This is a genomic window from Rhizobium sp. 05N430 (assembly GCF_056396985.1).
In genome coordinates this window covers 142258-154468 of sequence record NZ_JBFTMO010000008.1, presented here as the reverse complement: position 1 = coordinate 154468, position 12211 = coordinate 142258, and the positions used below count along the sequence as shown (strand labels likewise).

At 59.8% G+C, this 12211-nt stretch carries 14 protein-coding genes; 5 read left to right on the top strand and 9 right to left on the bottom strand.

Features of this window, described 5'->3' with window-relative positions; translation table 11 throughout:
- Window positions 1-13 precede the first annotated feature (13 nt).
- From pyrH to AC1DJO_RS18125, 5 genes are all read right to left on the bottom strand, one after another.
- Window positions 14-736 (bottom strand): UMP kinase, encoded by a 723-nt coding sequence (gene pyrH, locus AC1DJO_RS18145; RefSeq protein WP_112388174.1) that lies wholly within the window; start codon window positions 734-736, stop codon window positions 14-16.
- A gap of 95 nt (window positions 737-831) precedes the next feature.
- Entirely contained in the window at window positions 832-1758 is a 927-nt protein-coding gene (gene tsf / locus AC1DJO_RS18140; RefSeq protein WP_112388106.1) for a translation elongation factor Ts, read from the bottom strand.
- Between the two features lie 239 nt (window positions 1759-1997).
- Window positions 1998-2765 carry a 30S ribosomal protein S2 gene (gene rpsB / locus AC1DJO_RS18135; protein ID WP_112388105.1) on the bottom strand — a complete coding sequence of 256 codons (768 nt, stop codon included), beginning with the start codon at window positions 2763-2765 and terminating at the stop codon, window positions 1998-2000.
- Between the two features lie 210 nt (window positions 2766-2975).
- Window positions 2976-3683 carry a pentapeptide repeat-containing protein gene (locus AC1DJO_RS18130; RefSeq protein WP_477942655.1) on the bottom strand — a complete coding sequence of 236 codons (708 nt, stop codon included), beginning with the start codon at window positions 3681-3683 and terminating at the stop codon, window positions 2976-2978.
- A gap of 48 nt (window positions 3684-3731) precedes the next feature.
- Entirely contained in the window at window positions 3732-4571 is an 840-nt protein-coding gene (locus AC1DJO_RS18125) for a cell envelope integrity EipB family protein (RefSeq protein WP_310299102.1), read from the bottom strand.
- A 136-nt stretch (window positions 4572-4707) separates the two neighbouring features.
- Between AC1DJO_RS18125 and AC1DJO_RS18120 the strand changes: the two genes are divergently transcribed.
- The 5 genes from AC1DJO_RS18120 (at window position 4708) to AC1DJO_RS18100 (ending at window position 7961) form a co-directional block, all read left to right on the top strand.
- Complete coding sequence (locus AC1DJO_RS18120) at window positions 4708-5175, top strand: RidA family protein (protein WP_477972211.1); 468 nt, start codon at window positions 4708-4710, stop codon at window positions 5173-5175.
- 1 nt (window position 5176) lies between these two features.
- Entirely contained in the window at window positions 5177-5896 is a 720-nt protein-coding gene (locus AC1DJO_RS18115; protein ID WP_112539557.1) for a glycerophosphodiester phosphodiesterase, read from the top strand.
- A 78-nt stretch (window positions 5897-5974) separates the two neighbouring features.
- A complete protein-coding gene (locus AC1DJO_RS18110; protein ID WP_477972209.1) occupies window positions 5975-7165 on the top strand; it encodes a GNAT family N-acetyltransferase in 1191 nt (396 codons plus the stop codon).
- A gap of 51 nt (window positions 7166-7216) precedes the next feature.
- On the top strand, window positions 7217-7645 hold the full coding sequence (locus tag AC1DJO_RS18105; RefSeq protein WP_477972207.1) for an HIT family protein: 429 nt from the start codon (window positions 7217-7219) through the stop codon (window positions 7643-7645).
- Between the two features lie 25 nt (window positions 7646-7670).
- Window positions 7671-7961: a Dabb family protein gene (locus tag AC1DJO_RS18100; protein WP_477972205.1), complete on the top strand. Its 291-nt coding sequence runs from the start codon at window positions 7671-7673 to the stop codon at window positions 7959-7961.
- A gap of 69 nt (window positions 7962-8030) precedes the next feature.
- Here the strand turns inward: AC1DJO_RS18100 and clpA are convergent, their stop codons facing one another.
- From clpA to AC1DJO_RS18080, 4 genes are all read right to left on the bottom strand, one after another.
- On the bottom strand, window positions 8031-10526 hold the full coding sequence (gene clpA, locus AC1DJO_RS18095) for an ATP-dependent Clp protease ATP-binding subunit ClpA (protein ID WP_477972203.1): 2496 nt from the start codon (window positions 10524-10526) through the stop codon (window positions 8031-8033).
- A 10-nt stretch (window positions 10527-10536) separates the two neighbouring features.
- Window positions 10537-10890, bottom strand: a complete 354-nt coding sequence (gene clpS / locus AC1DJO_RS18090) for an ATP-dependent Clp protease adapter ClpS (RefSeq protein ID WP_112388172.1) — start codon at window positions 10888-10890, stop codon at window positions 10537-10539.
- 258 nt (window positions 10891-11148) lie between these two features.
- The gene (locus AC1DJO_RS18085) at window positions 11149-11520 is read right to left on the bottom strand and encodes a phasin family protein (RefSeq protein ID WP_112388097.1); all 372 of its coding nucleotides are present in this window, start codon (window positions 11518-11520) and stop codon (window positions 11149-11151) included.
- A 230-nt stretch (window positions 11521-11750) separates the two neighbouring features.
- On the bottom strand, window positions 11751-12185 hold the full coding sequence (locus AC1DJO_RS18080) for a DUF3597 domain-containing protein (RefSeq protein ID WP_477972201.1): 435 nt from the start codon (window positions 12183-12185) through the stop codon (window positions 11751-11753).
- Between the last annotated feature and the right edge of the window lie 26 nt (window positions 12186-12211).

The window sequence follows — 12211 nt, the reverse complement described above, 5'->3', positions numbered from 1 at the left end:
GGCGCCGTCTTTGTCAGTTGTCGGATACGATGGTCTTGAGACCACCGCCCGTCAAGATTTCAGCGAAACCGCCCTTCTCGTGGATCGAGAAGACGATAATCGGAATGGAATTTTCGCGGGCGAGCGCGACGGCTGCCACGTCCATGACCGCTAGGCCCTTGTCGAGCACTTCCTTGTGGGTCAGGCGGTCAAAGCGCGTCGCATCGGGAACCTTCTTCGGATCAGCCGAATAGATGCCGTCAACCTGTGTGCCCTTGAAGATCGCTTCTGCGCCCATTTCGGCGGCGCGCAATGCTGCAGCCGAATCGGTGGTGAAGAAGGGATTGCCAGTACCGCCGGCGAAAATCACCACGCGGCCAAGCGACAGGTGATAGAGCGTCGCGCGCTGGGAGAAGCTTTCACAGATCTCCGGCATGGCGATAGCCGACAGCACCACGGTGTCGATATTCAGCTTGCGTAGCGAGGTTGCCAGCGCCAGCGCGTTGATGACGGTTGCGAGCATCCCCATGTGGTCGCCGGTCACCCGGTCGCCGCCCTTGGAGGCTACGGCAACGCCGCGAAAAATATTGCCGCCGCCGACAACGACGCCGACCTCAACGCCCATATGGCGGGCTTCCGCGATATCGGAAGCAATGCGGTCCGCGACCGCTACGTCGATGCCAAAACCCTGGCTGCCCATGAGGGCTTCGCCGGAAGCCTTGAGTAGAACGCGTTTGTAGACAGGCTCTCGCGACATCTTGGCTCCTCGTTTATCACCGCTGACTGCCGGATACACGAAGGGCATCGCGTTGTCACGCGATGCCCTTGCGTTTTCACATGTAAGAGAGGCTATCAGCCCTTGGCGACAGCAGCGACTTCGGCGGCGAAGTCGCTCTCTTCCTTTTCGACGCCTTCGCCGAGCAGGAGACGTGCCATGCCGACGACTTCGATCTTGGCGCCAGCTTCCTTTTCGGCAGCCTGGACAGCAGCACCGACCGTCAGGTCAGGGTTGATGACGAAAGCCTGCGAGAGAAGAGCAACTTCTTCGAAGAACTTGCGCATGCGGCCTTCGACCATCTTTTCGATGATCGCTTCCGGCTTGCCGGATTCGCGGGCCTGTTCGATGAAGACGTTGCGTTCGCGCTCGGCGACAGCAGCATCGACTTCTTCAGAACGGATGGCGAGCGGGTTGGTCGCAGCGATGTGCATGGCAACCTGACGGCCGATCGACGTCAGGACGGCCTTGTCACCTTCCGACTTCAGCGCGACAAGAACGCCGAGCTTGCCGATGCCGTCGCCGGCAGCGTTGTGGATGTAGGTCGCGACAACGCCGTGCTCGACTTCGAGCTTGGCAGAGCGGCGCAGCGTCATGTTCTCGCCGATGGTGGCGATCGCGTCCTTGATGGTGTCGATAACCGGCTTGCCGGATGCCGGGTAGGTCGCAGCCGCGATGGCTTCAACCGTGCCGTCGGTCGCAAGCGCAACGCTGGCGATACCGCGAACGAGGTCCTGGAAGGCGTCGTTACGGGCAACGAAGTCGGTTTCCGAGTTGAGCTCGACGACAACGGCTTTGTGGCCAGCGCCGGCGATGGCGATCAGGCCTTCAGCAGCAGCGCGGCCAGCCTTCTTGTCGGCCTTGGAGATGCCCTTGGCGCGGAGCCAGTCGATCGATGCTTCGATGTCGCCGTTGTTTTCGAGCAGCGCCTTCTTGCAGTCCATCATGCCTGCGCCAGACTTTTCGCGCAGTTCCTTCACCAGTGCAGCCGTAATCTCGGTCATAAGCTTCCTCTTTGTCGGTTCAACGGTGGCCCGCGAAACGCGTGCGTCACCGGATTGAGGCACGAAATGTACCTGTATGTATGACAGCGTGATGAATGACGCGCCATAACGAAACATGTCAGGCAATGGCGGATGCCTTCGCCTGAAAAGGTCAAGGCCGCCGGAACTTCGCAAAGTCTCGCGCGGCCTTTTCCCAATTCAGTCAAGCTGAGCGGACAGCAAGATCCGCCGCTTGTTTATCAGGCCTGAGCCGTCTCATCGAGCGCCGGCTCGGCCGGAGCTTCGAAGGAAGCGCCGAGGTCACGGCCAGACGAGCTCTGCTGACGCGCAATGCCATCGAGGGCAGCGCGAGCAATCAGGTCGCAGTAGAGAGCGATGGCGCGCGACGCGTCGTCGTTACCCGGGATCGGGTAGTCGATGAGGTCCGGATCGCAGTTCGAGTCGATGATGGCGACGACCGGGATGCCGAGGCGCTTGGCTTCGTCGATCGCGATCTTTTCCTTGTTGGTGTCGATGATGAACATCAGGTCCGGCGTGCCGCCCATGTCCTTGATACCGCCGAGGGCCTTGTCGAGCTTTTCGCGCTCGCGCTCAAGGTTCAGACGTTCCTTCTTGGTGAAGCCGGAGGCGTCGCTGGAAAGGATTTCGTCGAGCTTGCGCAGGCGCTGGATCGAGTTGGAGATCGTCTTCCAGTTGGTCATCATGCCGCCGAGCCAACGCGAGTTGACGTAGTACTGAGCGGAACGCTTGGCCGAGTCAGCGATGAGCTCGGAAGCCTGACGCTTGGTGCCAACGAACAGAACGCGGCCGCCACGGGCAACCGTGTCGCTTACGATCTGCAGAGCGCGCGACAGCATCGGAACGGTCTGAGCCAGGTCGATGATGTGGATGTTGTTACGATCGCCGAAAATGTACGGCTTCATCTTCGGGTTCCAGCGGTGCGTCTGGTGGCCGAAGTGGACGCCTGCTTCGAGGAGCTGGCGCATAGAGAAATCGGGCAATGCCATGCCTTGTTATCCTTTTCCGGTTGAACCTCCGCAAGGCGAACAGCATCCTCCTCGAGAATGCCACCGGGCGGAACAATCCGGATTTCTCCCGGACAATCCCATGCCTTACGTGTGGAATGCGGGTGCCCTTACAGTCGATTCACCTCGATTGCAAGGGTTTCTCTGAAAAAAACCGACGCCCGGAGATCTGAGCGCCGGGCCTTACCGGCATCAGTTGGGCTCTGCGGGGCATGGCCAATCTGTGGGAGCCTTCAGCCCCGAGGGCAGCTTCGTCGTCGCGTCGCCGCATGCGAGATCGATCTGCGCCTGTTCCAACCCGGTCGCAGTCGAAAGATCGACGCCTTCGATGCGCGTCAGATACATGAAGGCGCGGTCGAAACTGACCTTTCCGCCAAGCGTCGCGCCAACCAGATTGGCGCGCGACAGGTTTGCCAGCGCGAACTTGGATTCGCTGAGCGTCGCCTTCGCGAAGTTGGTGCGGCCAAGCTCGGCCTTCTCGAAGCTGGCGCCTGACAACTGTGCACCGGTGAAATCGGCACGCTGCAACTCGGCCGCGGCGAAGGATGCCTTCTGCGCCGATGCGCTCTGGAAGACGGAGCGATAGGCTTCGATCTTGTCGAATTTCGCACCGTCGGCCTTGGCATTCTCGAGCCAGGCGCGGATCAGGGTCGCCTTTTCGAAATTGGCTGATGTGAGGTTGGCGCCCTTGAGGCTCGTTTGCGACAGGTCGGCATCGGCCAGGTTGGCGCCTTCGAAGTCGCTCGATTCGAGCATCAGGTTCTTCTTGTTGCAATTGCTCCAATCAACGCCGGACGCTGGCGTCTCGCCGCAATCGGCAGCAAATGCCGGCATGGCTGCGCAGAAGGCTGCGAGCGCAATGACCGAAGAAGCAAGCATTTTCACTGGCATGCAGGTCATGCCATCCTCCCCCGGAAAAAGACCTGCCGCGTCGAAGCGGCTATTCAGCTACTTACAGGTCTCGGGCTTCTTGTCGAGCATTTCCAGCTTCGCGAGCTTGCCGGTCAGGACGAAATCACCGTAGTCCATGGTGAGATCGCGGGTAATGCCGTTCTCGTAGAGCTTGAACGACATCCGGTAGACGGGCAAGGCGTCCGTCTTGCTGTTCTCGTTAAAGTAGGAAATCGTCACCGGCCAGAAAGCCTGCTTGGCGAAGGCGCCGGCATTGCCGGCATCGGCCTCGTCGCCCGCCTTTGGGCTGATCTGCTTGCCGACGACGGTCGTGGTCGCCAGCGCCTTGTCACCATCATCGGATCCGTCGAAGACGCGGGCCTCGAAAAAGCGTTTGCCGGACTTGGCGTTCTCGATCACGTCAAGCATATGCTCGGTCGGGAAACGGCTTTCGGCCAGCTGCAATTCCTTCGTCTGCGGGCTCGTCAGGTCGACGGTCACGCCATTCGGCTTGTCGCTTGCCGCGCCGTTGACTTCCTTGTCCAACTGGTCGTCCGTGAAGGACTTTGTCTCGAAGGTGAATTTGCGGTCCTTGATATTCTCGAAGGTCTTGGTCTGCTGGTCGCTGACCCGGGTGTTTTCACCCGTATCGATCTGCGTCACGAAGCGGAAATTGGTGGTGAAGCCTTCGCAGTAACTTCCATTAAACTCATAGACCATGCGGCCGGACATGCCGGCGATGCCTGAACGTTCGGATGCGTCCTTGAGTTCGAGATCATAGATCGCGCGATGCGCCACGAGGCCCGACGCGATCGCAGCGCCCGCCGCGGGCGCGGCGGCTAGGGCCGGTGCGGAAACGCTTGCGAGAAGCAGAGCGGCAAGACTCGATCGGAACATCCATTATCTCCTGTTGGACTCGGCCGCGATGTTATAAGAACGCTTTCGGCCAAATCGAGGCTGGAAGCTGTCATACGCAACATTCTAGTCTTGATGCATAATTTTTGAAGCATTGACAATGAAAGTGGAGGCGAAAATGTCCGACCAGATTGCCGCAAAACTCAAGGAAATGGGGATAACCCTGCCGCAAGCTGCTGCTCCGGCTGCCAATTATGTTCCCTATGTGATCAGCGGCGGCCTTCTCTACATTTCCGGCCAGCTCCCCATGGAAGGCGGCAAGGTCGCCGTCACCGGCCATCTCGGCAAGAATGTCGACGTTGCCGCCGGTCAGCGCGCCGCAGAACTTTGCGCCATCAACATCCTGGCGCAGGCCAGTGCCGCCCTCGGCGGCGACCTCAGCCGTATCAAGCGCGTCATCAAGCTCAACGGCTTTGTCGCGTCCACGCCTGAATTCGTTGAGCAGCACCTCGTCATCAACGGCGCTTCCAACCTGATCGCCAATGTTCTCGGCGACGCCGGCAAGCATGCCCGCGCTGCCGTCGGCATGGCCGCGCTACCGTTCAACGCCGCCGTCGAAATCGATGCCATCATGGAAATCGTATAACATGACATCCGCCGCCTGGATCAAGGAACTGCCAGTCGCTCACCGCGGCTATCACGACACCAACAAGCTCGTCTGGGAAAACACGCTGACGGCGTTTTCGCGCGCCGTCGAGGCAGGTTTCGCCATCGAATGCGATCTGCATTACGCCTCCGACGGCGTTCCGATCGTTTTCCACGACGAGAACCTCGAGCGCCTCTGCAACATGCCGGGCGATATCCGCGAGCGGACCTCCAAGGAGCTCGGCCTGCTCTCCGTCGGCGGCACCGCCGACAAGATCCCGACGCTGAAGCAACTGCTCGATCTCGTTCAGGGCAAGGTTCCGCTGGTGCTCGAGCTCAAGGGCCGTGAAGCCGATGACGAGGGCTTTGCCGAGACCGTGCTCGAGGTGCTGGAAGGCTATCAGGGCAAGGTCGCGCTGATGAGCTTCGACCACTGGCTGCTGCGCGACCTGAAGGAACTGAAGGCACCCTACCCCGTCGGCCTGACGGCTGGCGGTAACAAGCCGGAGGAATTCGAGGTTCACGAGAAGGCGATGGCGCTCGGCCTCGATTTCATCTCCTATTTCTTCGCCGATCTGCCGAACCCGTTCATCTCCGGCCAGCGCGACAAGGGTATCCCCGTGATCACCTGGACCGTGCGCGACGAGAAGGCCCGCAAGCATACATTCGAAAATGCCGATCAAATGACTTTTGAAGGCTTTGATCCCCGCGCTTCGGTTTGATGCTCGCTTTTTGGACAAGATCATGCGCAGACTGGAAGGGAGCCACTTTCCTCCCCCAACGGCCTCGTCTTTTGCTCCATGACTGATGAACTATCGATCCGCGTCGAACGGTCCTTTACCGCGATTTCCCCGGAGAGCTGGTCACGGCTTTCCGGGACATCGAAAACGGCAAACACCGTCCCCTACAATCCGTTCCTGTCTCATGCGTTTCTCTCGTCGCTCGAAGAATCAGGCTCCGCAACAGCAGAGACCGGATGGCTCGGCCATCACCTGCTTCTGGAGACGGAAAAGGGCGAGCTGATCGGCGCCCTGCCCGGCTATCTCAAGAACCACAGCCAGGGCGAATATGTGTTCGATCATGGCTGGGCGGATGCCTTCGAGCGCGCCGGCGGGCGTTATTATCCGAAGCTGCAATGCTCGATCCCGTTCACGCCGGCGACCGGTCCACGGCTGCTCGTTGCCGAGGGTTTCGAGCGGCGTCCGGTTCAGAGCGTCATTGCCGAGAGCCTGAAGGAAGTCGTGCGTCAACTCGGCGTCTCCTCGGCGCATGTCACCTTCGTGCCCGAGGATGAGATCTCAGTCTTCGAGACCGACGGCTATCTGCATCGGACCGACCAGCAGTTCCACTTCATCAATGAAGGCTATGCCGATCACGACGCCTTCCTGGAAACGCTGGCGTCACGCAAGCGCAAGGCACTGAAGAAGGAGCGCCGCGCCGCGCTCGAGAACGGCATCAGCATCGACTGGCTGACCGGCAGCGACCTGACCGAACGGATCTGGGACCAGTTCTTTTCCTTCTATATGGATACCGGCAGCCGCAAATGGGGCCGACCGTATCTGACGCGTGAATTCTATTCGCTGATCGGCCAGCGGATGCCGGACGATATCCTGCTCGTCATGGCCAAGCGCGAGGGGCGCTACGTGGCGGGCGCCATCAACTTCATTGGCGGTGATACGCTTTACGGCCGCCACTGGGGCTGCATCGAGGATCACCCCTATCTGCATTTCGAGGTCTGCTATCATCAGGCGATCGATTTCGCCCTCGCCAAGGGCCTGAAGCGCGTCGAGGCCGGAGCGCAGGGCGAGCACAAGCTCGCCAGAGGTTACCTGCCGGTGACAACGCATTCCGCCCACTATGTCGCCCACGCCGGTCTGCGCCGGGCGATCGCCGATTATCTCAAGCGCGAGCGTGAGGATGTCGAGCACATGAACGAAATCCTCACCGACCACAGCCCGTTCCGCAAGGGAGAGCGGCAACAGGAGGATTGACGCACTCGCGGTCACCGCGCTACTCGATTGCAAACACGAGGAGATTTCACCATGACCAGCGCCGCCTATGACGACAACAACATCTTCGCCAAGATCCTGCGCGGCGAGATCCCTTCGCACCGGGTCTATGAAGACGATCATACACTGGCCTTCATGGATGTGATGCCGCAGGCACCGGGCCACGTCCTCGTCGTTCCAAAGGCCGCGTCGCGCAACATTCTCGACGCCGATCCGGCCGCCCTGTCTCAGGCGATCGTCGTCGTCCAGAAGATCGCCAATGCAGTTCAGGATGCCTTCGATGCCGACGGTGTCTTCGTCTGCCAGTTCAACGAACCGGCCGCCGGACAGACCGTCTTTCACCTGCACTTCCACGTTATCCCCCGCCACGACGGCGTGGCGCTGAAGCCGCATTCCGGCACGATGGAAGACGGCGCGGCGCTGGCTGCGAATGCAGAAAAGATCAGGGCCGAACTCGCCTGAGCCGCGGCAGAACCTGGAGATAAAGATGATCCGTCATACGGTGGCATTCCGCCTGAAGCATCCAGCCGGCTCGGCAGAGGAAAAGGCTTTCCTCACCGAAGCACTGACGCTCGCCGCCATTCCGAGCGTGCGCAATTTCGAGCAGCTGCGGCAGACCAGCGGCAAGAATGCCTTCACCTTCGGCTTCTCGATGGAGTTCGAGAACCAAGTCGGCTACGACGCCTATAATGTCCACCCGGCCCATGCTGCCTTCGTGCGCGACCGCTGGATGCCCGAGGTCGAGGATTTTCTGGAGATCGACTACAAGCCGCTCTGAAACATGCACCGGCAGACACAAAAAAGGCCGCATCACTGCGGCCTTTTTCAATTCACCACGCGTTGACGATCAGCTCTTGCGCGGAACCTTCGGAACCGTGCTGCTCTTCTTCGGCGCCGCCTTCACTTCCGGCTCGGCTTGCGCCTTGGCCTTTTTGACCGTTGCCTTCTTCGGCTTGGTCTTCAGCTCGCCATCATCCTCGCCATCGGCGTCGGGATGGATGAGTTCGGCCTCGGGCTTCGGCTTGATTGGTGCCAGTTCCGAAACGGAATTGAGCACGATACCGGGCTTGCCGTCTTCCTTCGGACCGACGGTGACGGAAACCACGCCACCCTTCTTCAGCTTGCCGAAGAGGATTTCGTTCGCGAGCGGCTTCTTGATGACGTCCTGGATGACGCGAGCCAGTGGGCGGGCGCCCATCTTCTCGTCGTAACCCCGTTCCGCCAGCCAAGCGATCGCATCCTCGTGCAGGTCGAAGGTCACATTGCGTTCGGAAAGCTGCGCTTCCAGCTGCATGATGAACTTCTGGACGACCTTGTGGATGACAGCCGTCGGCAGCGATGCGAACGGAATGATCGCATCCAGACGGTTGCGGAACTCCGGTGTGAAGAGGCGGTTCAGCGCTTCCTCGTCTTCGCCCGACCGCTTGGACGAGCCGAAGCCGAAGGCAGCCTTTGCCATTTCAGATGCGCCCGCATTGGTCGTCATGATCRGGATGACGTTGCGGAAGTCGATCTTCTTGCCGTTGTGGTCGGTCAGCGTACCGTGGTCCATGACCTGCAACAGGATATTGTAGATGTCAGGGTGCGCCTTCTCGATTTCGTCGAGAAGAACCACGCAATGCGGATGCTGGTCGACGCCGTCGGTCAGAAGACCGCCCTGGTCGAAGCCGACATAGCCGGGAGGTGCACCGAGCAGACGCGAGACCGTGTGCCGCTCCATGTATTCCGACATGTCGAAGCGCAGTATCTCGACGCCGAGCGACGATGCAAGCTGCTTGGCAACCTCGGTCTTGCCGACGCCTGTCGGGCCGGAGAAGACGTAGGAGCCGATCGGCTTGTTCGGTTCGCGCAGGCCGGCACGCGCCAGCTTGATCGCGGTTGACAGGGCTTCGATCGCCGTATCCTGGCCGTAGACCACCGAGCGCAATTCCTGCTCAAGATTAGCAAGAACGGCTTCGTCATCCTTCGACACGGTCTTCGGCGGGATGCGAGCCATCGTCGCGATCGTCGCTTCGATCTCCTTTTCGGTGATCAGCTTGCGGCGGCGCGAGGGCGGCAGCAGCATCTGCGCTGCACCCGTCTCGTCGATGACGTCGATCGCCTTGTCCGGCAGCTTGCGGTCCGAGATGTAACGGGCCGACAGCTCGACAGCCGACTTGATGGCGTCGTTCGAATAACGCAGGTGGTGATATTCTTCGAAATAAGGCTTCAGGCCCTTCATGATTTCGATCGCATCGTCGATCGACGGCTCATTGACGTCGATCTTCTGGAAGCGGCGAACCAGAGCCCGGTCCTTCTCGAAGAACTGGCGATACTCCTTGTAGGTGGTCGAACCGATGCAACGGATCGCACCGGACGACAGAGCAGGCTTCAGCAGGTTCGACGCATCCATGGCGCCGCCCGAAGTGGCGCCCGCACCGATCACGGTGTGGATTTCGTCGATGAACAGCACGGCGCCCGGATATTCCTCGAGCTCCTTGACGACTTGCTTCAGACGCTCTTCGAAGTCGCCGCGATAGCGGGTGCCGGCGAGCAGCGTGCCCATATCGAGCGAGAAGATCGTCGCGTCGGCGAGCGCTTCCGGAACCTTGCCTTCGACGATGCGCTTGGCGAGGCCTTCGGCGATTGCGGTCTTGCCGACGCCAGGGTCACCCACGTAGAGCGGGTTGTTCTTCGAACGGCGGCACAGAACCTGGATCGTGCGGCTGACTTCGGCGTGGCGGCCGATCAGCGGATCGATCTTGCCGGTCTTGGCCTTCTCGTTGAGATTGACGCAATAGGCCTTCAGCGCATCCTGCTGCTTCTTGCCGGCTGTATCGTCTTCGGCGCCGCCGCGCGATGCGCTCGGCTTGCTCTCGGATTCATCCTCGGCACCGCGCGGGGTGCGGCTTTCCGACGAGCCCGGCCGTTTGCCGATGCCGTGCGAGATGTAGTTGACCGCGTCGTAGCGGGTCATCTCCTGCTCCTGCAGGAAATAGGCGGCATGGCTTTCGCGTTCGGCAAAAATTGCGACGAGGACGTTTGCCCCCGTCACTTCTTCGCGGCCCGACGACTGGACATGGATCACGGCACGCTGGATGACGCGCTGGAAGCCGGATGTCGGCTTGGAGTCCTCGTCATAGCCGGTGACCAGATTGGAGAGTTCATTGTCGATATACTCGATCAGCGTCTTGCGGAGCGCGTCGAGATCGACGTTGCAGGCACCCATGACCGCGGCCGCATCGGAGTCGTCGACAAGGGCGAGCAGCAGATGCTCGAGCGTCGCATATTCGTGATGCCGCTCGTTGGCAAAGGTCAGTGCCTGATGGAGCGCCTTTTCTAAGCTAGGCGAAAATGTTGGCACGTTGTGATCCTCACTTCTTTTCCATGACGCATTGCAGCGGATGCTGATGCTGCCGGGCAAAGTCCATCACCTGGCTCACCTTCGTTTCCGCTACCTCGTATGTGAATATCCCGCACTCGCCGACGCCGTGGTTATGGACATGGAGCATGATGCGGGTGGCACTTTCGCGATCTTTCTGGAAAAACCGCTCCAGGATGTGGATGACGAATTCCATGGGAGTGTAGTCGTCATTCAGGATGAGCACGCGGTAGAGATTAGGCTTCTTGGTCTTCGGCTTCGTACGTGTAATGACCGAGGTTCCGCGATTTCCGTTGTCCCCGTTCCTTTCGCCATCGTTTTGCATCCGGATCGGCTTTGCGATCATTTTCATTCATTCCTCGATCAGTCCGATGGTGCATGGGAGGATGCTTTACCCACCGAATATCTCACACACTAACTTAGTTCATAATGCTGCGATTTTAAGCCCCTTGTTCCCGACTGCAATCACAATTCCGCAGGACTTGACGCAAACGCCAAAAAAGTCCCGGACTATTTCTTGAACAGAGCAGAAAACAAAAAAGACCGGCCGCAAGTGCGTAGCCGGTCTTCGTTTTTCAAGGGGTGCGCCACAAGGCGCATGGAATCAGGCAGCGGCGGGCGTCGCCTGTGCGGCAGCTTTCGCGGCCTTCACGACCGGTGCCGGAACCTGCGCCTCGTAGGACTTGTAGGCGCCCTTGGCGAGGTCGGAATACATGTCGCCCATCTTGGTGGCTTCGGCGACGAAGCTTTCATAGGACGATTTCACGAAACTGCTCTGCAGGTCGAAGGCAGCCTCGATGCTGCGAACGCCTGACAGCGCCTCGAAATGCCTGACGGTGTCTTCAAACGATTTCTTGGAATATTCGACGGCTTCGGTGGCAATTGCCTGGAAGCCCTTGGCGCTATCCGAATAGCTCTTGAGCATCGTGTCCATGGCTTCCTTGCTCTTGCGGCTCGTATCGTCAAAGTTGAACATGCGCATCCTCCTCTTCGGCTCTGCAGCAAAAATGGTAGCCGCAAACCATCAGGAGTCAAGAGATTTTGTGCGATGCAAAACGACTCATGCGTGCATTCACGATACCGCATATTTTCCGGAAAAAGATGAACGTACGTCGATCGTTGATTTTGCAGACATATATCAGTCACGCGCAACCAGAGGCTTCGCCGGTAGCCAGCGAAGCCTCGAAACACATTGCGTTTACCGGCTCAGTCTAGCAGATCGGCGGGCACCTTGCCGCCATTCTCGGAGAGCTTCTTCATCAGCGCCTTGTGCAGGAACATGTTCATCTTGGCGGAGTCGCCTGTGTCACCTGAGTAGCCGAGCTCGGCTGCCAGTTCCTTGCGCTCGGCAAGGCTTGCATCCATGCCGACGGCCTTCATGAGATCGACGATCGAGCGGCGCCAGTCGAGTTTCTGGCCGCTTTTCTTCACCGCAGCATCGAGGATCGGGACGATATCGACGGCGGCCGCTGCCGCCTTTGGCGCAGCGGAAGCCGCAGGTGCCGGTGCCGCGGCGGCAGACGCAGCTGTGGGCGCTGCTGATGGCGGGGCCGGTTCAGCCTTAGGCGCGGCTGCCGCCGTAACGGGAGCCGCTTTCGCCTCCCCGAAAATCGCGTGCTTGATCTTGTCGAAAATTCCCATGTCCCAGGCCTCCATGATGATTGATC